General features: G+C 53.1%; 24 protein-coding genes and 1 pseudogene. 14 read left to right on the top strand and 11 right to left on the bottom strand.

What is annotated here, in order from left to right; translation table 11 throughout:
* Nucleotides 1-85: 85 nt before the first annotated feature.
* Nucleotides 86-952, bottom strand: a complete 867-nt coding sequence (locus FOB24_RS20980; protein WP_150345411.1) for a glycerophosphodiester phosphodiesterase family protein — start codon at nt 950-952, stop codon at nt 86-88.
* 315 nt (nt 953-1,267) lie between these two features.
* The gene (gene tkt, locus FOB24_RS20985) at nt 1,268-3,259 is read right to left on the bottom strand and encodes a transketolase (protein WP_085048755.1); all 1,992 of its coding nucleotides are present in this window, start codon (nt 3,257-3,259) and stop codon (nt 1,268-1,270) included.
* A gap of 279 nt (nt 3,260-3,538) precedes the next feature.
* On the opposite strand from tkt, the gene loiP reads away from it, so the two are divergent.
* On the top strand, nt 3,539-4,297 hold the full coding sequence (loiP, locus tag FOB24_RS20990; RefSeq protein WP_038633572.1) for a metalloprotease LoiP: 759 nt from the start codon (nt 3,539-3,541) through the stop codon (nt 4,295-4,297).
* A 185-nt stretch (nt 4,298-4,482) separates the two neighbouring features.
* Here loiP and speB read toward each other — a convergent pair whose 3' ends face one another.
* The 4 genes and pseudogenes from speB to FOB24_RS24600 all read right to left on the bottom strand — a co-directional run.
* Nucleotides 4,483-5,403 (bottom strand): agmatinase, encoded by a 921-nt coding sequence (gene speB, locus FOB24_RS20995; RefSeq protein WP_150345412.1) that lies wholly within the window; start codon nt 5,401-5,403, stop codon nt 4,483-4,485.
* Nucleotides 5,404-5,567: 164 nt separating this feature from the next.
* A complete protein-coding gene (speA, locus tag FOB24_RS21000; protein ID WP_072014782.1) occupies nt 5,568-7,544 on the bottom strand; it encodes a biosynthetic arginine decarboxylase in 1,977 nt (658 codons plus the stop codon).
* A gap of 8 nt (nt 7,545-7,552) precedes the next feature.
* Nucleotides 7,553-7,684 carry an acid stress response protein YqgB gene (gene yqgB, locus FOB24_RS21005; RefSeq protein ID WP_064507034.1) on the bottom strand — a complete coding sequence of 44 codons (132 nt, stop codon included), beginning with the start codon at nt 7,682-7,684 and terminating at the stop codon, nt 7,553-7,555.
* A 258-nt stretch (nt 7,685-7,942) separates the two neighbouring features.
* A pseudogene (locus tag FOB24_RS24600) lies at nt 7,943-8,044 on the bottom strand (hypothetical protein); the annotation flags it as partial.
* Nucleotides 8,045-8,461: 417 nt separating this feature from the next.
* Here FOB24_RS24600 and metK point away from each other — a divergent pair.
* The 8 genes from metK (at nt 8,462) to ruvX (ending at nt 15,648) form a co-directional block, all read left to right on the top strand.
* Entirely contained in the window at nt 8,462-9,616 is a 1,155-nt protein-coding gene (gene metK, locus FOB24_RS21010; RefSeq protein WP_006686850.1) for a methionine adenosyltransferase, read from the top strand.
* 402 nt (nt 9,617-10,018) lie between these two features.
* Nucleotides 10,019-11,413: a galactose/proton symporter gene (gene galP, locus FOB24_RS21015; RefSeq protein ID WP_069324803.1), complete on the top strand. Its 1,395-nt coding sequence runs from the start codon at nt 10,019-10,021 to the stop codon at nt 11,411-11,413.
* A 78-nt stretch (nt 11,414-11,491) separates the two neighbouring features.
* A complete protein-coding gene (locus tag FOB24_RS21020; protein WP_150345413.1) occupies nt 11,492-11,989 on the top strand; it encodes a SprT family zinc-dependent metalloprotease in 498 nt (165 codons plus the stop codon).
* Nucleotides 11,990-12,083: 94 nt separating this feature from the next.
* Nucleotides 12,084-12,791: a deoxyribonuclease I gene (gene endA, locus FOB24_RS21025; RefSeq protein WP_085048753.1), complete on the top strand. Its 708-nt coding sequence runs from the start codon at nt 12,084-12,086 to the stop codon at nt 12,789-12,791.
* A 74-nt stretch (nt 12,792-12,865) separates the two neighbouring features.
* A complete protein-coding gene (gene rsmE, locus FOB24_RS21030; RefSeq protein ID WP_038633593.1) occupies nt 12,866-13,597 on the top strand; it encodes a 16S rRNA (uracil(1498)-N(3))-methyltransferase in 732 nt (243 codons plus the stop codon).
* A 12-nt stretch (nt 13,598-13,609) separates the two neighbouring features.
* Entirely contained in the window at nt 13,610-14,557 is a 948-nt protein-coding gene (gene gshB / locus FOB24_RS21035) for a glutathione synthase (protein ID WP_038633598.1), read from the top strand.
* Between the two features lie 111 nt (nt 14,558-14,668).
* Entirely contained in the window at nt 14,669-15,232 is a 564-nt protein-coding gene (locus FOB24_RS21040; protein ID WP_032940453.1) for a YqgE/AlgH family protein, read from the top strand.
* Nucleotides 15,232-15,648 (top strand): Holliday junction resolvase RuvX, encoded by a 417-nt coding sequence (gene ruvX, locus FOB24_RS21045; RefSeq protein ID WP_038633601.1) that lies wholly within the window; start codon nt 15,232-15,234, stop codon nt 15,646-15,648. Before FOB24_RS21040 ends, ruvX begins: the two co-directional genes overlap by 1 nt.
* On the opposite strand, the gene FOB24_RS21050 is transcribed toward ruvX, so the two are convergent.
* The gene (locus FOB24_RS21050) at nt 15,645-16,625 is read right to left on the bottom strand and encodes a type IV pilus twitching motility protein PilT (RefSeq protein ID WP_150345414.1); all 981 of its coding nucleotides are present in this window, start codon (nt 16,623-16,625) and stop codon (nt 15,645-15,647) included. The genes ruvX and FOB24_RS21050 overlap by 4 nt on opposite strands.
* 17 nt (nt 16,626-16,642) lie before the next feature.
* Here FOB24_RS21050 and FOB24_RS21055 point away from each other — a divergent pair, with 17 nt between their 5' ends.
* The 5 genes from FOB24_RS21055 to hemW are packed head-to-tail and all read left to right on the top strand — an operon-like array spanning nt 16,643 to nt 19,949.
* A complete protein-coding gene (locus FOB24_RS21055) occupies nt 16,643-17,347 on the top strand; it encodes a YggS family pyridoxal phosphate-dependent enzyme (RefSeq protein WP_038633606.1) in 705 nt (234 codons plus the stop codon).
* 18 nt (nt 17,348-17,365) lie between these two features.
* Nucleotides 17,366-17,932: a YggT family protein gene (locus tag FOB24_RS21060; protein ID WP_038633609.1), complete on the top strand. Its 567-nt coding sequence runs from the start codon at nt 17,366-17,368 to the stop codon at nt 17,930-17,932.
* Complete coding sequence (yggU, locus tag FOB24_RS21065) at nt 17,929-18,219, top strand: DUF167 family protein YggU (RefSeq protein WP_003027101.1); 291 nt, start codon at nt 17,929-17,931, stop codon at nt 18,217-18,219. Before FOB24_RS21060 ends, yggU begins: the two co-directional genes overlap by 4 nt.
* Before the next feature lie 7 nt (nt 18,220-18,226).
* Nucleotides 18,227-18,820: an XTP/dITP diphosphatase gene (locus tag FOB24_RS21070; protein ID WP_038633614.1), complete on the top strand. Its 594-nt coding sequence runs from the start codon at nt 18,227-18,229 to the stop codon at nt 18,818-18,820.
* Complete coding sequence (hemW, locus tag FOB24_RS21075; RefSeq protein ID WP_150345415.1) at nt 18,813-19,949, top strand: radical SAM family heme chaperone HemW; 1,137 nt, start codon at nt 18,813-18,815, stop codon at nt 19,947-19,949. Before FOB24_RS21070 ends, hemW begins: the two co-directional genes overlap by 8 nt.
* 116 nt (nt 19,950-20,065) lie before the next feature.
* Here hemW and ansB read toward each other — a convergent pair whose 3' ends face one another.
* From ansB to trmB, 4 genes are all read right to left on the bottom strand, one after another.
* Nucleotides 20,066-21,112 (bottom strand): L-asparaginase 2, encoded by a 1,047-nt coding sequence (gene ansB / locus FOB24_RS21080; RefSeq protein WP_038633619.1) that lies wholly within the window; start codon nt 21,110-21,112, stop codon nt 20,066-20,068.
* Nucleotides 21,113-21,300: 188 nt separating this feature from the next.
* Nucleotides 21,301-22,020 (bottom strand): YggN family protein, encoded by a 720-nt coding sequence (locus tag FOB24_RS21085; protein WP_038633622.1) that lies wholly within the window; start codon nt 22,018-22,020, stop codon nt 21,301-21,303.
* A 49-nt stretch (nt 22,021-22,069) separates the two neighbouring features.
* Nucleotides 22,070-22,396, bottom strand: a complete 327-nt coding sequence (locus tag FOB24_RS21090; protein WP_038633626.1) for a YggL family protein — start codon at nt 22,394-22,396, stop codon at nt 22,070-22,072.
* A complete protein-coding gene (gene trmB / locus FOB24_RS21095) occupies nt 22,396-23,115 on the bottom strand; it encodes a tRNA (guanosine(46)-N7)-methyltransferase TrmB (protein WP_038633629.1) in 720 nt (239 codons plus the stop codon). The genes FOB24_RS21090 and trmB overlap by 1 nt, the downstream gene beginning before the upstream one ends.
* Nucleotides 23,116-23,232 lie beyond the last annotated feature (117 nt).

The following is a 23,232-nucleotide window of genomic DNA, read 5'->3' on the forward strand; positions in this document are numbered from 1 at the left end:
CCCATTAAAACTGCCTCAGCGTCATAATAACGCTCGCCATCCGATGGAATAATGTTCCCCCCGGATGGCTTATTGCCTACAACCGCTATTTCAACCCGGCAATCATCAATGGAGAATTGACGAGAACGCCGTCAGCTCCAAGTTTCACAGCCTGCTGGTAGCTCTCGGCATCGTTGATGCCAAGTAGAATGATATGTGCGCCCGGCTGTGAACGGAAGCAGGACATCGCTTCGTCATCCCAGCGCATTGTAGCTTTAGAGCGCCCCTCTCCCAGCGTGAATTTTTCAACCACCTCAACCTGGCTCTGAAGCTCCAGGCCATACCAGCGCTCCCGAGAATCTTCGGCAGTAATTCCGCACAGGTGACCCATGGTAACATTGGCCAGTAACGTACGCGTTATATCCCGGCTTTCGAAACGGGCCACATCCGGAGGCAGCGCCGCTAAAAAGCGTGAATCCGTCGAATAGATACGCGTACGTTGTAGCGCCTTGCTGCTGCTCAAAACGCGGTGGATTGCATTGGCAATATCGGCCGGTACTGCATCCGGGGATTTTATATCCAGATAGAAGAACGTATCTGGCCAGCGCGTTAGCGCCTGTTTCAACGTGGGAATACCGATATTTTTATTACGATAAGGGGAGTCAGGGGTACCAAAATTAATGGCCGCATCGGCTTTCGCTAGCTGCTCGGCGGTAAATTCAGAGACCTTGCCTTTTAAATTTGTCAGGCTGCTAAGATCGGAAGGACGATACAACACAGGCACACCATCCTTACTTAGCTGGACGGTTATCCAGATGGCATCAGCATGGTTATTCAACGCTTTTTCAATAGCGGGTAAGGTATTTTCTGGCGCATCCCCGGTCCCTCCTCGATGTGCAATTACTTGAGGTGCAGCCTCCACGGCTGCAGCGCAGAACAGGAGAAAAGCGGCGCTAACGTGTTTAATATTCATTATACTCCCTTAATATAAAGACATTGATAAAAATGAACTTAAAAGACGGAATAATTAAAATTCAATACAGACCGACTCAAATAATAAATGCAATGAATGCATTTAATTTGAAATGTATTTCAAATTTATGAAAACGCACAAAAAACCAGTGCATTCACGTCAGTTTTTATCGACAAAATATAATAGATTCAGCCGGACACTTATATTAAATGAAAAATAGATGAAAGATAAAATGCTTAACACACTTTTCTGCCGCAATCAGTGTACCAAAAAAAACGGGCCGCCTAAGCGACCCGTTTTCATCTGTAACCGTAATTACAGCAGTTCTTTTGCTTTCGCGACAACGTTGTCTACGGTGAAACCGAACTCTTCAAACAGCAGCTCAGCCGGAGCAGACTCGCCAAAAGTGGTCATGCCGACGATAGCGCCGTTCAGGCCCACGTATTTGAACCAGTAGTCAGCAATCCCCGCTTCGATTGCCACGCGTGCAGAAACGGCTTTCGGCAGTACGGATTCACGGTAAGCGGCATCCTGTTTGTCGAACGCGTCGGTGGACGGCATGGAAACCACGCGCGCCTTCACGCCTTCAGCTGTCAGTTTGTCCCACGCAGCCACAGCCAGCTCAACTTCAGAACCGGTCGCAATGAAGATCAGTTCCGGCTGACCAGCGCAATCTTTCAGCACGTAGCCGCCGCGAGCGATGTTCGCCAGTTGCTCTTCGGTACGTTCCTGCTGTGCCAGGTTCTGACGGGAGAGGATCAGCGCGGTCGGGCCGTCCTGACGCTCAACACCGTATTTCCACGCCACGGCGGATTCGACCTGGTCACACGGACGCCATGTGCTCATGTTTGGCGTCACACGCAGAGACGCAACCTGCTCTACCGGCTGGTGAGTCGGGCCATCTTCGCCCAGACCGATGGAGTCGTGGGTGTAGACCATCACCTGACGCTGTTTCATCAGCGCAGCCATACGCACCGCGTTACGGGCATATTCTACAAACATCAGGAAGGTAGAGGTATACGGCAGGAAACCACCGTGCAGGGAGATACCGTTAGCGATAGCGGTCATACCGAATTCACGCACACCGTAATGGATGTAGTTACCGGCGGTATCTTCGTTGATCGCTTTAGAACCAGACCACAGAGTCAGGTTAGAAGGTGCCAGGTCAGCAGAGCCGCCAAGGAATTCCGGCAGCAGAGGACCGAATGCTTCAATCGCGTTCTGAGACGCTTTACGGCTGGCGATCTTGGATGGGTTCGCCTGCAGCTTAGCAATGAACTCGTTCGCTTTCGCGTCGAAATCAGCCGGCATGTCACCTTTCATACGACGGGTGAATTCAGCCGCTTCCTGCGGGAAGGCTTTCGCATATGCAGCGAACTTCTCATTCCACGCAGCTTCTTTTGCCTGGCCTGCTTCTTTCGCATCCCACTGAGCATAGATTTCAGACGGGATTTCGAACGGCGCGTATTTCCAGCCCAGCTGTTCGCGGGTCAGTGCGATTTCAGCATCGCCCAACGGCGCACCATGAGAGTCATGGGTACCCGCTTTGTTCGGAGAACCGAAACCGATAATGGTTTTGCACATCAGCAGAGACGGTTTGTCGGTCACTGCGCGCGCTTCTTCGACTGCGCGTTTAATCGCATCAGCATCGTGACCATCAACGCCACGAACCACATGCCAGCCATAAGCTTCGAAACGCTTAGCGGTGTCATCGGTGAACCAGCCTTCAACGTGACCATCGATAGAGATGCCGTTGTCATCGTAGAACGCAACCAGTTTGCCCAGCTTCAGCGTACCGGCCAGAGAACATACCTCGTGAGAGATACCTTCCATCATGCAGCCGTCGCCCATGAAAGCGTAGGTGAAGTGGTCAACGATGTCATGACCTGGGCGGTTAAACTGCGCCGCCAGCGTTTTTTCAGCGATAGCCATACCGACTGCGTTCGCAATACCCTGGCCCAGAGGACCCGTCGTGGTTTCAACACCTGCGGTGTAACCCACTTCCGGGTGACCCGGTGTTTTGGAATGCAACTGACGGAAATTCTGCAGCTCAGACATCGGCAGGTCATAACCGGTGAGGTGCAGCAGGCTATAAATCAGCATGGAGCCGTGGCCGTTAGACAGCACGAAGCGGTCACGGTCAGCCCAGGACGGGTTAGTCGGGTTGTGGTTCAGGAAATCACGCCACAGGACTTCGGCAATGTCAGCCATACCCATCGGGGCACCCGGGTGACCGGATTTGGCTTTCTGTACTGCGTCCATGCTCAGCGCACGAATAGCATTGGCAAGCTCTTTACGTGAGGACATTTTGACTCCAGATCGGATAATGAAGGCCACGCCCTAAACGACTTGACGACAGCGCGTTTTGGGCTACGCCGGAAAAAAGTGCCAACAATGTAACCCAAGCCGCGTGTCATGTACATGGAGCATCCTTTTACCGCTTCAGAAATCTCTGGATCATGCACGCATGTTGCGCAATCTTCTCGCCCGCTTATTGTTCTTTTCTTTATACTTATGCTGAGCGTCGGTTTACCTGCAAACGACGCATTTTTTAGAATAATCTTGACTTTGTGCGGAAGAGAAAAAATGAAAATTCGCGCTTTACTGCTTGCTACGAGCATGGCAGCGGCATTGACCGGCTGCCAGAACATGGACTCAAACGGACTGCTTTCCTCAGGCGCAGAGGCTTTTCAGGCCTACAGCCTGAGCGATGCTCAGGTAAAAGCGCTGAGCGATCAGGCCTGTAATGATATGGACAGCAAAGCTACCATCGCCCCGGCTGGCAGCGAGTATGCAACGCGTCTTGGCAAAATCGCCTCCGCGCTTGGCGATAACATTAACGGCCAGCCGGTGAACTACAAAGTCTATATGGCGAAAGATGTAAATGCTTTTGCCATGGCGAACGGCTGTATCCGTGTATACAGCGGCCTGATGGATATGATGACGGATAACGAAGTCGAAGCGGTGATCGGCCACGAAATGGGCCACGTCGCGTTGGGTCACGTGAAAAAAGGCATGCAGGTTGCGCTGGGCACGAACGCGGTGCGTGCAGCGGCGGCCTCCGCTGGCGGCATTGTCGGCAGCCTGTCGCAGTCGCAATTGGGCGATCTTGGCGAGAAACTGGTGAACTCACAGTTCTCCCAGCGTCAGGAATCCGAAGCGGATGATTACTCGTATGATTTGTTGCGCAAACGCGGGATCAATCCGGCAGGCTTAGCCACCAGCTTTGAGAAACTGGCAAAACTGGAAGCCGGACGTCAAAGCTCAATGTTTGACGATCACCCGGCATCCGCCGAACGTGCGCAGCATATTCGCGATCGCATGAGCGCGGACGGAATTAAGTAATCTTCAAGCAGTGCCGGATGGCGGCGTGAAGCCTTATCCGGCCTACAGATTTCATCCCATTATCGGACGTAATTGGCGAAGTCAGTTTGGGCCCGGCCAGCGCACAGCCACCGGAGCGTACACGTAGTACGTGAGGATGGCGAGCACTGCCCGGCCCCAAAATGACGAGTAAAATAGTCCGACTATTATTCGCCTTTCTTCGCCGCCTGAATATACAGCATTTCCAGTGCTAACGTCGCCGCCGCCAGCGCGGTGATCTCAGACTGATCGTAAGCCGGCGCCACTTCCACCACGTCCATACCCACGATATTCAGATCCTTCAGACCACGTACCAGCTTGATCGCACGATCGGACGTCAGACCGCCGATTACCGGCGTACCGGTACCCGGCGCAAACGCAGGATCCAAGCAGTCGATATCAAAGGTCAGGTACACCGGCATATCGCCGACGATCTGCTTAACCTGGGCGATGACGTCGTCCACGCTGCGATCGTTCACCTGGCAGGCATCCAGTACGGTAAAGCCATTATCTTTGTCGAACTCAGTGCGAATACCAATCTGTACAGAGTGGTTCGGATCGATCAACCCTTCATTTGGCGCAGTATAGAACATGGTGCCGTGGTCGAATTCGCAGCCGTTAGCGTAGGTGTCGGTGTGGGCATCAAAATGCACCAGCGCCATCTTACCAAAGTGCTTTGCGTGCGCGCGCAGCAGCGGCAGCGTGACGAAGTGGTCGCCACCGAAGGAAAGCATGCGCTTACCTGCAGAAAGCAGTTTCTCTGCATGCGCCTGCAGTTTCTCACTCATTTCACGGGCATCGCCAAACGCATACACCAGATCGCCGCAGTCCACCACGTTCAGGCGCTCGCGCATATCGAAGTTCCACGGGAAGCGGTTATGCTCCCACGCCAGATTAGTGGAAACCTGACGGATTGCTGCCGGGCCATGGCGACCGCCCGCGCGGCCAGACGTTGCCATATCAAACGGTACGCCGGTGATCACCCAGTCGGCATCGCTATCGTAAGGCATGAAATTCATCGGCAGACGCAAAAAACCAAAGGCGTTAGAAACCAGGGAGTTGTCGTATTGATGACCTAAGGTGCTCATGTGCTGACCTCTTGTAAAATCGGTGAAAAAAAATCCCCTCCGCGTCGTTAAGCCCGACGAGGAAGGGATTGATTTACGTGACTACTTGTATCGGCGAATTATCGCCGTTAATTTGTACGGATTCAAGTGAGCGCCGCAAACGCAGCGCCACCGGGAATTTACCGTTATTCATCTTCCAGATAGGTGTATCCGTACAGCCCTGCTTCAAATTCTTCGAGGAACTGTTGTTGCAACTCGGCGTCCAGATCGGTGTTTTTCACCTGATCACGGAACTGCGTCAGCAGCGTTTTCGGATCCAACTGCACATACTGCAGCATGTCCGCCACGGTATCGCCTTCGTCAGACAGCTCAACTTCCACGCTGCCGTCAGGGAAGACAAACACGTCAACGGCTTCGGTATCGCCGAACAGGTTGTGCATGTTACCAAGGATCTCCTGATACGCGCCGACCATAAAGAAGCCCAGCATCGGCGGGTTCTCCGGGTCGTATTCCGGCATCGGCATGGTGGTGGCAATACCATCCCCGTCAACGTAATGGTCGATAGCACCATCAGAGTCACAGGTAATATCCAGCAGCACCGCGCGGCGCTCAGGCGCCTGGTTCAGCCCTTCCAGCGGCAGCACCGGGAACAGTTGGTCGATCCCCCACGCATCCGGCATTGACTGGAACAGTGAGAAGTTGACGTAAATCTTATCCGCCATCCGCTCCTGCAGCTCATCGATAATCGGGCGGTGCGCGCGATTGCTCGGATCGAGTTGTTTTTGCACATTATGGCACATGTTCAGATAGAGCTGCTCTGCCCACGCACGTTCCTGCAGGCTAAAGGTGCCAGAAGAGTAGCCAACGTGAATATCGTGCAGGTCCATCTGGCTGTCGTGCAGCCATTCACGCAGCGAACGACGCGTGCCCGGCTCGTGCATCTCCTGCCAGGTTTCCCACATGCTTTGCAGGGAGCGCGGAGCGTTGTCTGCCGGCGGCGTCGCTTCGGTAATTTCGCTACGCTCAACGCCAATGATGTTGGAGACCAGCACGGTATGGTGCGCGGTAACGGCACGACCCGATTCAGTGATCACTGTCGGGTGCGGTAGACCATGCTCTTCACAGGCGTCGCCAATCGCCCAGATAATGTTGTTGGCGTATTCGTTCAGGCCGTAGTTTACGGAGCAGTCGGACTGCGAGCGGGTACCTTCATAGTCCACGCCCAGGCCGCCGCCCACGTCGAAGCACTGAATATTCACGCCCAGCTTGTGCAGCTCAACGTAGAAACGGGCCGACTCACGCACGCCGGTGGCGATATCGCGAATGTTCGCCATCTGCGAGCCAAGGTGGAAGTGCAGCAGTTGAATGCTGTCCAGACGGCCGCGCTCACGCAGAATTTCTACCAGTTGCAGTACCTGGTTTGCCGCCAGGCCGAATTTGGATTTTTCACCACCGGAGGACTGCCACTTGCCGGAACCCTGCGACGCCAGACGCGCTCGCACGCCCAGACGCGGAACGACATTCAGGCGTTCAGCTTCATCCAGCACGATGGCGATTTCAGACATCTTCTCGATAACCAGATAGACCTTATGGCCCATCTTCTCGCCAATCAGCGCCAGACGGATGTATTCACGGTCTTTATAGCCGTTACAGACGATCACGCTACGGGTCATTCCGGCATGAGCCAGAACGGCCATCAGTTCAGCCTTGGAACCCGCTTCCAGTCCCAACGGTTCGCCGGAGTGGATCAGTGATTCAATCACGCGACGGTGTTGGTTGACCTTGATCGGGTAAACGAGGAAATAGTCACCGTTGTAGCCGTAGGATTCACGGGCGCGTTTGAACGCGGCGTTAATCGAACGCAGTCGGTGTTGCAGGATCTGCGGGAAGCAGAACAAAGCAGGCAGACGCTGGCCCTGCGCTTCACGGGCTTTCACCAACTCAGCAAGGTCAACACGCGCTTCTGGTACGTCCGGATCCGGGCACACGCTGATGTGACCCAGTTCATTGACGTCATAGTAGTTATTACCCCACCAGGCAATATTGTAAGTACGCAGCATCTTGCTGGCTTCCTCGGAACTCATTGCAACCTCCTGCATGGAGCGTAGTACACCGTGTTCGCCTGCTGACGAAGGCGAACCCAAAGAAATGTCGTCAGACATAGCGAACCTCAAATTTTATTAACAAGTGTAAAACAGTTGACTACTATCGCAATCCAAAGACGCGATAACAACCCAAATACAGGCAGAATTTCCAGCAGATAGTGCTGACGCTCCGACTGTGCGACCGGTTTCTTTTTCATATCATTGTAAACACGTAACCGAACGTACTGCTGACAGTTCGGCGAAACCACGAGAAAACTCTTGTTTACCAAGAGCGCCCTTGTTCAGTTCTTAGTGACCGTTACCGGCTCTTGAGTCCTGAGATACGCCGAGATGGGTATACACTTCATCCTTCATGCAGCCTCTTTGTTGGCTACGCGCATTCGCCCCAGTCACGTACTACTCGTACGTTCAGGGGACTCATTCATTTGCCGCCTCGACGCAGCATAAATGATTTTGTGTATATAACATCGACAGGTATGCAAAACAGAGATGCAGATTGCGGGGGACATATGTACACCAGAACGGTGCGACAGATTCAGCAGAATACAACGGTTCATTATCTCGTATCACCTCCACGGTTGCTCCTCACGGAGAACCCACAAGCCAAAGCTAAAGTTTTAACCCGGCTGGAAGTGGCAACACGATGAAAATGTCGTGTGCTTTTTGTATGAGCCGCGCGCCGCGTTTTATACCGACAACAGTACGAAAAAGCAAAAGATAAATGCACACATTGCCAGCACCGTCAGGAAAAATTTCCAGTTACATTTTCAGTACAATGCGACCTCAATCAAAAAAAGCTGGAAATCAGGCGAAGAACTGTCCTAAAATAGCCGTCCAGATGTTAATCCATCTATACCGATTAACACTCAGACTGCCAGTGTCCGTCATCTGCAGACTCATGGTAGAATCTTCTACACATGGCTATCCCACTCGACAGTTTGAGCTAACCAAATTCTCCTTAGGTGAAATTAAATATGGCAAAACACCTTTTTACGTCCGAGTCCGTATCAGAAGGGCATCCTGACAAAATCGCTGACCAAATCTCTGATGCCGTGCTGGATGCAATCCTGGAACAGGATCCGAAAGCACGCGTTGCCTGCGAAACCTACGTCAAAACCGGTATGGTTTTAGTTGGCGGTGAGATCACCACCAGCGCATGGGTCGATATCGAAGAGATCACCCGTAACACGGTGCGCGAAATTGGCTATGTGCATTCCGACATGGGTTTTGACGCCAACTCTTGTGCGGTACTGAGCGCAATTGGTAAGCAGTCTCCGGACATCAACCAGGGCGTTGACCGTGCCGATCCGCTGGAACAGGGCGCGGGCGACCAGGGTCTGATGTTTGGCTACGCCACCAACGAAACCGATGTGCTGATGCCAGCCCCGATTACCTATGCTCACCGTCTGGTGCAGCGTCAGGCTGAAGTGCGTAAAAACGGCACCTTATCCTGGCTGCGCCCGGATGCAAAAAGCCAGGTTACCTTCCAGTATGACGACGGCAAAATCGTCGGTATTGATGCGGTCGTTCTGTCGACTCAGCACTCTGAAGATATCGATCAGAAATCGCTGCAAGAAGCCGTTATGGAAGAGATCATCAAGCCGGTACTGCCGACTGAATGGCTGAATGCTTCTACCAAATTCTTCATCAACCCAACCGGTCGTTTCGTTATCGGCGGCCCAATGGGCGACTGCGGTCTGACCGGTCGTAAGATTATCGTTGATACCTACGGCGGTATGGCTCGTCATGGTGGCGGCGCATTCTCTGGTAAGGATCCGTCTAAAGTTGACCGTTCCGCAGCCTATGCGGCCCGCTACGTCGCGAAAAACATCGTTGCCGCTGGCCTTGCTGACCGTTGTGAGATTCAGGTTTCCTACGCAATCGGCGTGGCTGAACCGACCTCTATCATGGTAGAAACGTTCGGTACCGAAAAAGTGCCTTCAGAACAGTTGACCCTGCTGGTGCGTGAGTTCTTCGACCTGCGCCCGTATGGTCTGATTCAGATGCTGGATCTCCTGCACCCAATCTACAAAGAAACCGCAGCCTATGGTCACTTTGGTCGTGAGCATTTCCCTTGGGAAAAAACCGACAAAGCGCAACTGCTGCGTGACGCTGCCGGACTGAAGTAATTCAGTCACGACTGAACGCTTATGCTTCTTAAGACCAGCCTCGGCTGGTCTTTTTTATGCCCATCTTCTCTCTGCCTCCCCTTTCCATAACAGCGCTATTAATCCTCTTTTTGAACGAAAATGAAAGCGATTACATTAAGCTGTGTTTCCTCCTTCTTCTAATTAACATAACCTGGCCATCTCTTGTGCATCATTGTTACATTACTTTTCAGTATTGTCTTAATTCCAGGCAAATAACTGTATCGTATTCTTATAAAAACCTTATTTTTCAAAGTCATAATTAATAATCACTATGAATACCAATGTAAGCGATTACACTAATGTGATGTGATTCGCATTTTTTTACCCCGTACTCACCTACCCTTAACATCAACAAAACTAGCTACCCAACCGGAGGGCATCATGCCTGACAATAAAAAAACGGGGCGTTCCAACAAAGCCATGACATTTTTTGTCTGCTTTCTTGCAGCCCTGGCTGGATTACTTTTTGGCCTGGATATCGGTGTTATTGCCGGTGCTTTACCGTTCATCACCGACGAGTTTCAAATTACCCCGCACACTCAGGAATGGGTGGTGAGCTCAATGATGTTTGGTGCGGCTGTAGGCGCTGTCGGCAGCGGCTGGCTCTCCTTCAAACTGGGGCGTAAAAAGAGCCTGATGATTGGCGCGATCCTGTTTGTTGCCGGTTCATTGTTCTCCGCCGCGGCACCAAACGTTGAAGTACTACTCGTTTCCCGCGTTCTGCTGGGCCTGGCCGTTGGCGTTGCGTCTTATACCGCGCCGCTGTACCTGTCCGAAATCGCACCGGAAAAAATCCGCGGCAGCATGATCTCGATGTATCAGTTGATGATCACCATCGGGATCCTCGGCGCTTACCTCTCCGATACCGCGTTCAGTTATAGCGGCGCATGGCGCTGGATGCTGGGCGTAATCATTATCCCTGCTCTGTTACTGCTGATTGGCGTTATCTTCCTGCCGGACAGCCCGCGTTGGTTTGCAGCTAAACGTCGTTTTGTCGATGCCGAGCGCGTTCTGTTGCGTCTGCGTGATACCAGCGCTGAGGCCAAACGCGAACTGGATGAAATTCGTGAGAGTCTGCAGGTTAAACAAAGCGGCTGGGCGCTGTTTAAAGAAAACAGTAACTTCCGTCGTGCAGTGTTCCTTGGCGTGCTGTTACAGGTGATGCAGCAGTTCACCGGGATGAACGTCATTATGTATTACGCGCCAAAAATCTTTGAACTGGCGGGTTATACCAACACCACCGAGCAGATGTGGGGAACGGTTATCGTTGGCCTGACCAACGTGCTGGCAACCTTTATCGCCATTGGCCTGGTTGACCGCTGGGGCCGTAAACCTACGCTGATTCTTGGCTTTATCGTTATGGCTGTAGGTATGGGCGTACTGGGCACCATGATGCATGTGGGTATCCACTCCGCTGCCGCCCAGTACTTTGCCGTGCTGATGCTGCTGATGTTTATCGTTGGCTTCGCGATGAGCGCCGGTCCGCTGATTTGGGTACTGTGTTCTGAAATTCAGCCGCTGAAAGGCCGCGATTTCGGCATCACCTGCTCTACCGCAACCAACTGGATTGCTAACATGATCGTCGGCGCAACCTTCCTGACGATGCTGAACTCGCTGGGCAGCGCTAACACCTTCTGGGTCTACGGCGGCCTGAACGTCCTGTTCATCTTCCTGACCCTGTGGCTAATCCCGGAAACGAAAAACGTCTCTCTGGAACACATTGAACGTAACCTGATGAAAGGTCGTAAACTGCGCGAAATTGGCGCACACGACTAATCACTCAAGGCTTCCTCCCCAGGCGGGAGGAAGCCTTCCTCTTGCAGTCCCTTCCCTGTCGCACTATCCTCTGGCGTTATGAAAACCTCCCGACTTCCCATCGCCATCCAGCAAGCCGTTATGCGCAGCCTGCGGGAAAAACTCGCCCAGGCCAATCTCAAGCTGGAACGTCATTACCCGGAGCCAAAGCTGGTTTTCCAACAGCGCGGAACCGCCGCAGGTACGGCGTGGCTACAAACTTACGAAATCCGCCTCAACCCGGTGCTGCTGATGGAAAACGTCGATGCGTTCGTTAACGAAGTGGTACCCCATGAACTGGCGCATTTGCTGGTGTGGAAGCACTTTGGCCGCGTCCCGCCGCACGGAAAAGAGTGGAAATGGATGATGGAGAGTGTGCTGGGCGTCCCGGCCCGACGCACGCATCAGTTTGAGCTGCAATCCGTGCAACGTAAAACCTTTGCTTACCGCTGTAAGTGCCAGGAACATCACTTGACCGTTCGCCGCCATAACCGTGTTGTTCGCGGTGAAGCTACCTACCGCTGCGTCCATTGCGGCGAACCACTGGTTGCAGAATAATATTCAGAATTATCAGGAACCTTTCTGATCTAGCTGATTGCATACAAGAACAACTTTCGCTACGTTGCGGGCTCGTTTTGACACGGAGTTCGTGATGTACCGTAATCTTTCTTTTGCCGCGGCCATGTTAGCCGCTGCGTTTTCTGGCCCGGTGTTAGCCGAAGGTATCAACAGTTTTTCTCAGGCGAAAGCAGCAGGCGTCAAAGTTAACGCCGATGCGCCGGGCGATTTCTACTGCGGTTGTAAAATTAACTGGCAAGGTAAAAAAGGGGTCGTTGACCTTGAATCCTGCGGCTATAAAGTGCGAAAAAACGAAAACCGCGCCAGTCGTATCGAATGGGAACATGTTGTCCCTGCCTGGCAGTTTGGCCATCAGCGCCAGTGCTGGCAGGACGGAGGACGTAAAAACTGCGCCAAAGATCCAGTCTATCGCCAGATGGAAAGCGATATGCATAACCTGCAGCCTGCAGTGGGTGAAGTAAATGGCGATCGCGCAAACTTTATGTACAGCCAGTGGAACGGTGGCGAAGGCCAGTATGGGCAGTGCGCCATGAAGGTTGATTTCAAAGAGAAAGTTGCCGAGCCGCCAGCCCGCGCCCGCGGCGCTATCGCACGCACCTATTTTTATATGCGCGACCAATACAACCTGACGCTCTCCCGCCAACAAACCCAGCTTTTTAATGCCTGGAACAAGCAATATCCGGTTACCGACTGGGAGTGTGAGCGCGACGAACGCATTGCGAAGGTACAGGGGAACCATAACCCCTATGTGCAACGCGCTTGCCAGGCGCAAAAGAGCTAACCTACACTAGCGGCAATATTTTTAACCATGCCCTGGCCTTTCGCAGCCCAGGGCCATGACGCGGATGTTTAACTATGCGCATTCCTCGCATTTATCACCCTGAACCACTCGCTTCCGGCAGCCAAATTTCACTGTGTGAAGATGCCGCCAACCATATCGGTCGTGTGCTGCGTATGGGACCAGGCCAGGCGTTACAGCTGTTTGACGGCAGCAATCAAATCTTTGACGCCGAAATCACTCACGCCAGCAAGAAAAGCGTTGACGTGAAGGTGCTTAACGCCGAACTCGACGATCGTGAATCGCCGTTGCACATCCATCTGGGCCAGGTGATGTCGCGCGGCGAAAAAATGGAATTTACTATCCAGAAATCGATCGAACTGGGTGTAAGCCTCATTACGCCACTTTTTTCTGAGCGCTGCGGCGTTAAACTGGACAGTGAACGCCTGAACAAAAAGCTCCAGCAGTGGCAGAAAATCGCCATTGCCGCCTGCGAACAGTGCGGTCGTAACCGGGTGCCTGAAATTCGCCCGGCAATGGATCTGGAAGCATGGTGCGCTGAGCAGGACGAAGGGTTGAAACTGAACCTGCATCCTCGCGCCAGCGCCAGCATCAATACGCTGCCGCTGCCGGTAGAGCGCATCCGCTTGCTGATTGGCCCGGAGGGTGGGCTGTCGGCAGATGAAATTGCCATGACCGCACGTTATCAGTTTACTGATATTCTGTTAGGACCTCGCGTTCTGCGTACTGAGACAACTGCGCTCACCGCCATTACCGCGCTACAGGTGCGTTTTGGCGATCTGGGCTAACGGAGAAGAACAATGATCAAGCTCGGCATCGTGATGGATCCCATCGCAAGCATCAACATCAAGAAGGATTCCAGCTTCGCTATGCTGCTGGAAGCACAACGTCGTGGTTACGAAATTCACTATATGGAGATGGCCGATCTTTATCTGATCAACGGTGAAGCCCGCGCCCGTACGCGGACCCTGAGCGTAGAGCAGAACTACGACAAATGGTATGAGTTCAAGGGTGAGCAGGATCTCCCGCTGGCCGATCTGGATGTGATTCTGATGCGTAAGGATCCGCCATTTGATACTGAGTTCATTTACGCGACCTATATTCTGGAACGTGCAGAAGAAAAAGGGACGTTAATCGTCAACAAACCGCAGAGCCTGCGCGATTGTAACGAAAAACTTTTTACCGCATGGTTTGCCGACCTGACGCCAGAAACGCTGGTCACCCGTAACAAAGCGCAGCTAAAAGCCTTCTGGCAAAAACACAGCGACATCATTCTCAAACCGCTGGACGGCATGGGCGGCGCATCTATTTTCCGTGTGAAAGAAGGTGACCCAAACCTCGGCGTCATTGCCGAAACGCTGACCGAACATGGTACTCGCTACTGCATGGCGCAGAATTATTTGCCGGCAATCAAAGACGGCGACAAACGCGTACTGGTCGTGGATGGCGAACCCGTTCCGTACTGCCTGGCGCGTATTCCGCAGGGTGGTGAAACCCGTGGCAACCTGGCCGCCGGTGGTCGTGGCGAGCCGCGTCCATTAACCGACAGCGACTGGGAAATTGCCCGCCGCATTGGCCCAACGCTGAAAGCGAAGGGATTAATTTTTGTCGGTCTGGATATCATTGGCGATCGCCTGACGGAAATTAACGTCACCAGCCCAACCTGTATTCGTGAGATTGAAGCAGAATTCCCGGTTTCAATTACCGGTATGCTGATGGATGCCATTGAGGCACGTTTGCAAAAATAAAAGAACTCGCCGGTAGAAGGGATCCTACCAATACTCATAGTGACAGCGCTCGTATTTGTACGCATACTGGGCGCTGTTGCTTTTTTGAACCAGGAAACAGAACCTCTGACAATGAATTTACAGCATCACTTTCTTATTGCCATGCCTGCTCTCCAGGATCCGATTTTCCGCCGTTCCGTGGTGTATATCTGTGAACACAATGAGAACGGAGCAATGGGGATTATCATCAATAAACCTCTGGAAAACTTACAAATTGAAGGGATTCTGGAAAAGCTGAAAATTACTCCTGAAGCACGCGATCCGGCTATTCGTCTGGATAAACCGGTGATGCTCGGCGGGCCGCTGGCGGAAGACCGTGGGTTTATTCTGCATACCCCGCCGTCACGCTTTGCATCCAGTATCCGCATTTCAGATAACACCATCATCACCACCTCCCGCGATGTATTAGAAACCTTAGGTACGCAGGAGCAACCCTCTGAGGTGCTGGTTGCGCTAGGCTATTCATCATGGGAAAAAGGCCAGCTCGAACAAGAACTGCTGGATAATGCCTGGCTTACGGCCCCCGCCGATCTCAACATCTTGTTTAAAACGCCGATTGCCGACCGCTGGCGCGATGCGGCGAAACTTATCGGGATAGATATTCTGACCATGCCTGGCGTGGCGGGACATGCCTGATGAGCGGAACATTACTCTCTTTCGACTTTGGTACCAAAAGCATTGGCGTTGCGATTGGTCAGCGTATTACCGGTACCGCGAGACCCTTGCCCGCGATCAAAGCACAGGACGGTACGCCGGACTGGAATTTGATTGAACGCCTGCTGAAAGAGTGGCAGCCAGACGAAATCATTGTCGGCTTACCGCTCAATATGGATGGCACCGAACAACCCCTTACCGCACGCGCACGCAAGTTCGCTAACCGTATTCACGGTCGTTTTGGCGTTACCGTGACGTTGCATGATGAGCGTTTGAGTACCGTCGAAGCCCGCTCCGGCCTGTTTGAGCAAGGCGGGTACCGGGCACTGAATAAAGGTAAAGTGGACTCCGCTTCTGCCGTTATTATTCTCGAAAGCTATTTCGAGCAGGGCTACTAAAGCCGTCCCTGCGCCTGGCGCTGCTGCAGGCTCTGCGTAAACGTCTGCATGCCTGTCTGTTGCCCGGTTTGAATTACGCCGGGTAGCTGATGCGTTTTCCCTTCACGGATCAGGTTACCGACGGCGGGCGTGTTGATGAGCAGTTCGAATAGCGCCACGCGTCCTCCCTGCTTATCTTGTTCCAGCTTTTGCGAAAGCACTGCCCGCAGGCTGTCTGCCAGCTGATTACGCACCGGATCTTTCTCCGGTGCGGGAAAAGTATCCACCAGCCGCGCAATCGCCTGAGCCGCCCCTCGCGTGTGTAACGTTGCCAGCACCAGATGCCCGGTTTCCGCAGCCGTTAACGCCAGACGAATGGTTTCTACGTCGCGCAGCTCGCCCAGCAGAATGACATCAGGATCTTCGCGTAGCGCGCCGCGCAAACCGGCGGCGAAAGAAGCGCAGTGTACGCCCACCTCCCGTTGTTGAATGAGACAACGCTGGCTGGTGTAACGATATTCAATGGGATCTTCCAGCGTCAAAATATGTCCCGCGACGTGCTGATTAAGATATGCCACCATCGCCGCCAGGGTCGTTGATTTACCGCTGCCGGTAGCGCCGGTCACCAGAATTAATCCATTTTCACTGTGCAGCAGCTCAGGTAAGGCGGCGGGAGTCTGGAGATCATCCAAACATGGGCAATCAAGCGGCAATAGCCTTAGCGCCAGAGAGATTCCCTGCTGATGAACAAATGCGCTCGCACGCAGACGCCGTGAGTTCGTCAGCGTAATGGCAAAATCCAGCTGCCCCTGTTTCTGCCACTGTACCTGTTGTTGCTCGCTGAGCCAGCACATCAGCAACGTCTCTACGTCAGGCGTGGTAAACGGCGCGATTTCGACATTTCCGCGTATGCGCCAACGCGCAGGCCATGCATTGCACAGGTGTAGATCCGACACGTTATGCTTTACACTAAGGGCCACTATTTCTTCCATATTCATATGAACATCCTCGGAAAATGAACGATATCGCGCATAACCTGGCACATGTCCGGGACAAAATCTCAGCCGCCGCGACGCGTTGCGGGCGGTCTTCAGAAGAAGTTACGTTGCTTGCAGTCAGTAAAACCAAACCTGCGAGCGCCATCGAAGATGCCATTGCCGCAGGTCAGCGAGCCTTCGGTGAAAATTATGTTCAGGAAGGGGTGGATAAAATTCGCTACTTCCGGGAACAAGGCGTCAACGATCTGCAGTGGCACTTTATCGGCCCACTGCAGTCCAACAAAAGCCGTCTGGTCGCTGAACATTTTGACTGGTGTCATACGATTGATCGTCTGCGCATCGCTACCCGTCTTAGCGAGCAGCGCCCGGCGGAACTGCCGCCGCTGAATGTGCTGATCCAAATTAATATCAGCGATGAGAACAGTAAGTCGGGTATTCCGCTGGCAGAGCTTGATGCACTGGCCGCTGAAGTCGCCGCATTGCCGCGTATTAACCTGCGTGGTCTGATGGCAATTCCGGCGCCTGAGTCAGATTATGTAAGGCAGTTTGAAGTTGCACAGCAAATGGCTGTAGCATTTACCGGGTTGAAAACACGCTACCCAGGCATCGACACCCTCTCACTGGGGATGTCTGATGATATGGATGCCGCAATTGCGGCGGGTAGCACGATGGTGCGCATTGGCACCGCCATTTTTGGTGCTCGTGATTACACTAAAAAATAAGGAAAACTAAGGAACACCATGAATACGTTGACCTTCCTGCTCTCAACGGTAATTGAGCTGTATACCATGGCGCTGCTGCTACGCGTGTGGATGCAATGGTCTCGCTGCGATTTTTACAACCCGTTCTCGCAGTTTATAGTGAAAATCACTCAGCCTGTTATTGGGCCGTTACGCCGTGTGATTCCCCCGATGGGGCCGATTGACAGCGCCTCGGCATTAGTTGCGCTCGTTCTCAGCTTTATCAAAGCCATCGTGCTGTTTAAGGTGGTCACGTTCCAGCCGATCATCTGGATCGCCGCCGTACTGATTGTCCTCAAGACCATCGGACTGCTGATTTTCTGGGTACTGCTGGTGATGGCGATTATGAGCTGGGTCAGCCAGGGCCGCAGCCCCGTGGAGTACGTGCTGATTCAACTGGCGGATCCGCTGCTGCGTCCTATTCGTCGTATCCTCCCGGGTATGGGCGGCATCGATTTCTCGCCGATGATTCTGGTTCTGCTGCTCTATGTGATTAACATGGGCATCGCGGAAGTGTTACAGGCGACAGGCAATATGCTGCTGCCGGGGCTGTGGATGGCGCTATGAGTGCCGTTACACCCTGCGACGACGGTCTGGTTTTACGGCTCTACATTCAGCCTAAAGCCAGCCGTGACAGTATTGTGGGTTTGCATGGCGACGAAGTAAAAGTCGCCATTACCGCCCCACCGGTGGATGGGCAAGCGAACAGCCATCTGGTGAAATTTCTCGGCAAACAGTTCCGTGTGGCAAAAAGCCAGGTCGTTATTGAGAAGGGCGAGCTTGGCCGTCACAAACAGGTTAAAATCATTCATCCGCAACAGATCCCGCCCGAAATTGCGGCGCTAACTGATTAGGTATCCCATGCAAAAAGTTGTCCTCGCGACCGGCAATGCCGGTAAAGTGCGTGAACTCGCCTCTCTTCTGAGTGATTTCGGACTTGATGTCGTTGCCCAAACGGATCTGGGTGTTGATTCTGCAGAAGAGACCGGGCTGACGTTTATTGAGAATGCCATTCTGAAGGCGCGTCATGCCGCGCAAATTACCGGACTGCCGGCCATTGCTGATGACTCTGGTCTGGCGGTGAACGCCCTTGGCGGCGCGCCGGGCATCTATTCGGCCCGTTATTCCGGCGAAGATGCGACCGACAGGCAGAACCTGGAAAAACTGCTTCACACCCTGCAGGATGTTCCTGATGACAAGCGCCAGGCACAGTTCCACTGCGTGCTGGTCTATATGCGCCACGCAGACGATCCAACGCCGGTAGTGTGCCACGGAAGCTGGCCGGGTATTATTACCCGTGAACCTGCCGGAAACGGTGGCTTTGGCTACGACCCGATCTTCTTTGTGCCGACTGAAGGGAAAACGGCGGCTGAACTGACCCGTGAAGAGAAAAGTGCAATTTCTCACCGCGGACAGGCGTTGAAGCTGCTGCTGGATGCCCTGCGTAATGGTTAAACTTCCGCCGCTAAGTCTTTATATTCACATCCCGTGGTGCGTGCAAAAATGTCCGTACTGCGACTTTAACTCGCATGCGCTGAAGGGCGACGTTCCTCATGACGACTATGTGCAGCATCTGTTGAGCGATCTGGATACTGAGGTGGCCCACGCCCAGGGACGTGAAGTAAAGACAATTTTTATCGGTGGCGGTACGCCGAGCCTGCTTTCTGGCCCGGCAATGCAAACACTGCTCGACGGCGTGCGCGCACGCCTGAAGCTGGCCGCGGATGCAGAAATCACGATGGATGCGAATCCCGGTACGGTGGAAGCCGATCGCTTTGTTGATTATCAACGCGCTGGCGTAAACCGAATCTCCATTGGCGTACAGAGCTTTAGCGCCGCCAAACTTGAGCGCCTGGGGCGTATTCACGGACCGGAAGAAGCCAAACGTGCCGCGAATCTGGCGAGCGGTCTGGGGCTACGTAGCTTTAATCTCGATCTGATGCACGGCCTGCCGGATCAGACTCTGGAAGAGGCGTTGGGCGATTTGCAACAGGCCATCGCGCTCAACCCGCCGCATCTCTCCTGGTATCAGCTGACTATCGAACCCAACACGCTATTTGGTTCACGTCCGCCGGTATTACCGGACGATGACGCGCTGTGGGATATTTTTGAGCAAGGCCACCAGTTGCTGACTGCAGCGGGGTATCAACAGTACGAAACCTCAGCCTATGCGAAACCAGGCTATCAGTGTCAGCACAATCTCAATTACTGGCGTTTTGGCGACTATCTTGGCATTGGCTGCGGCGCGCACGGCAAAATCACTTTCCCGGACGGACGCATCCTGCGCACCACCAAAACGCGGCATCCACGCGGATACATGCAAGGACGTTACCTGGAAAGCCAGCGTGATGTCGCCGAAGCCGACAAGCCGTTCGAGTTCTTTATGAACCGTTTCCGGTTACTGGAGGCCGCGCCGCGTGCAGAATTCACGCAATACACCGGGCTTGCCGAAGACGTTATTCGTCGACAGATTGATGCAGCTATCGCCCAGGGTTACCTGAGTGAATGCGATGAATACTGGCAGATTACCCAACACGGTAAGCTGTTTTTGAATTCGCTGCTGGAGCTGTTTCTGGCGGAGTAATACGGTAACGATGTAGGCCGGATAAGGCCTTGAGCCGCCATCCGGCAAATTGCCTGATGGCGCTGCGCTTATCAGCCCTACAGGGTTAGGGCGATAAGCGCAGCCACCTGCATCGATTAATACTGATTAAACATTTCCTGGATCTGCTTAGGATCCTTGGTTTGCGTCAGCGCAAGCTGCAGCAGAACACGCGCTTTTTGCGGGTTCAGAGAACCTGAAGCCACAAAGCCGTATTTCGCATCATCAACTTCAGCATCCTGCGTGGTGGAGCCGGTTGGTACACGGGAGGAACGCACCACGACGGTACCTTTATGCGCGGCAGTGGCCAGCGTATCGAATACCGTTTTATACAAGTTGCCGTTACCTACACCCGCACTGACGATACCTGCATAACCCGCGTCGACCAGCGCTTTGGCCGGCAGATCCGAGGCGTTAGCGTAGTTGTAAACAATCCCCACTTTCGGCAGTTCGGTCAGCTTAGACACATCGAACGGAGTAGACGTGGTGTGCTTACGCGCAGGCGTACGCTGGTAGTCAATCTTGCCGTTATGGATGTAGCCCAGCGGGCCATAGTTAACGGATTTGAAGGTGGCTACATCGGTAGTGTTGGTTTTGGTCACGTCGCGACCATCCATCACGGTGTCGTTCATCACCACCAGCACGCCACGGTTGGCAGAGGCTTTGTCTGCAGCCGTCACCACTGCGTTATACAGGTTGAACGGGCCATCGGCGCTCATCCCTGTAGACGGACGCATTGCACCCACCAGCACTACCGGCTTGTTGCACTTGACGGTCAGGTCGAGGAAATAGGCGGTTTCTTCCATGGTATCCGTACCATGCGTCACCACAAAACCATCGGTTTTATCACACTCGGTGTTAATCTTTTTCGCCAGCGTTAACCAGACGTCGTCATTCATATCCTGAGAGCCGATGTTCACCACCTGCTCGCCTTTAACAACCGCGATGTCTTTCAACTGAGGTACGGCTTCAACCAGATTCTCTACGCCTACCTTGCCTGCCGTGTAGTTAGATTTTGTCGCGGAATCACCACCGCCGGCAATGGTCCCGCCGGTTGCTAAAATAGTGATGTTTGGCAGTGCAAGCGCCGCGCCGCTGAAACCCATAACCAGTGCGGCAAGTGCCGTTTTCTTGAAAAACTCCATGTTATTTCTCCAGTTACTTGAATTTGCAGCATTATGTCTATCTTACAGATGAATAATGTGACGGCATCCAATTAACCAGATTTATATCTCCATCAAATTGCCATTCTTAGAGATGGATATCAAAAAAACAGAAAGATACAAAATAAAACGGCACAGAATGTTTCTGTGCCGTTAAAAAGAGGTGAAAATTATTTCAACGTGCTAACCAGCGTTTTACGATCGTTTTCCAGCGTCACGACGCGGGCGCAAACATCTTTGCCAAACTGCTGGAAGTCTTGTTCCTGATTCTTCCATTCGTTCTGAATTGACGTTTGCAAACCACCGAGGCTCCCGAGCACGCCCTGCAACGGGTTACCGCCGCCTTTGAGCACAGCTTTGGCACCCATCTCGTTGATGCTGTCCTGCAAAATGCCGCCCATCGCCTGATTCACTAATTGCTGCCCGTCGGCGCGGACCTGGTCAATCGCCTTATAGTGGAAGGTCAGCCCATCAGTACGATGTTCGATGATGCGGTTCATCTGCGCTTTCAATTGCGCATCCAGCTTGGTTAAGCGGCCACGCATGTTGCTGCTTTCACCGACCTCTTTGGCGATGATTTTGTCCAGCGCCACGCGACCTTTCTCTACGCGCGCTCTGGCACCTTCGTCAATCCACGGCAGGCTGCTACGCAACGCGGCCTGATAATCTTTAGCCTGCTCACGCTGTGCGGCGTTCAGGTTGTACTGCTTACCGTTAAAGGTGACATCGCCGGCCTGGGTAATAACCAGATCGCCGTTTTCGCCTTTCACCTGCACCGTTTGTGGGTTCAAAATCACATCGTCACGTGGGGTGACGCTGCACTGATAATCGGCATGTGCGGCCATCGCCGTGAACGTTAGGACTGCCGCCAGCAGCGTTTTGCGCATCATATCTTTCCCTCAATACAAATCGGGCCGGCATTTGCCGACCCTGTGCTACTTAGTCCCACCAAATATCGAAAAGTTCGCTGGTGCGCACTTCTTCAAGTTTATGCTCTTCCAGCCACTTACGGACGATTGCCTGATGTTCTTCGGTGCATTTGCCGATTTCCTGCAGACAGATCAGACCTTCCCAGGCCAGATAGCCGCTGCCGTCAAAGGCCAGTTTGTTCGGTTCGATAACCTCATCGATAAAGTCATCAACGATTTTATCGACCTGCTCTCCAGATGTACCTTCCGGGAAACGCCATGCAACCGAAAATCCTATTTCCTGGAATTCGTCGATGTGCATTTTTTTACGCAGACGACGGCTACGGTTCTTTGCCATTATTTCACCCTCTCGAACATTAAGTCCCATACGCCGTGGCCAAGACGATGACCACGTTGTTCAAATTTGGTTACCGGGCGCGATTGTGGGCGCGGTACATAATCGTTACTCTCTGACTGGTTTTTATACCCGTCGATAGAGGACATCACTTCCAGCATGTGCTCCGCATACGCTTCCCAGTCGGTTGCCATATGGAACACGCCGCCCAGCTTCAGCTTACTTAAGATATGCTCAGCAAACGGTACCTGGACGATACGGCGTTTATTATGACGTGCTTTATGCCACGGGTCAGGGAAAAACAGCTGAACCATAGATAAAGAATTGTCAGGAATCATTTTATGCAGGACTTCAACGGCATCATGGCACATGACACGCAAGTTCTCGACGCCCTCTTCATGGGCTGAAGCCAGACACGCGCCAACGCCCGGCGAGTGAACCTCGATGCCGAGGAAATTCTGTTCCGGACGCGCTTTCGCCATCGCCACCAGCGAAGCCCCCATCCCAAAACCAATTTCAAGCGTGACTGGCGCATCGCGACCAAACAGCGCAGCGAAATCTACAGGCTCTTCGCTGAACTCAACGCCCATCACCGGCCAGTAGTTTTCCAGCGCGTGTTCCTGCCCTTTCGTCAGTCGCCCCTGGCGACGAACAAAACTACGAATCCGGCGCAGAGGGCGGCCGTTTTCATCAAATTCCGGTGAAATGACGTCGTTCTTCATAAAAGTTTAGTCTGCTGTGTTTGAGTTCTGAAAACGGGCATTATCCAAAGTTAGTTGCCGGATGCAAGTAAAGGAAGAAAGTGAGCAGCGGAAAGTTCCGGTTTACACCCCGTTGCC

The sequence above is a fragment of the Citrobacter werkmanii genome (assembly GCF_008693645.1).
Lineage (GTDB): Bacteria > Pseudomonadota > Gammaproteobacteria > Enterobacterales > Enterobacteriaceae > Citrobacter > Citrobacter werkmanii.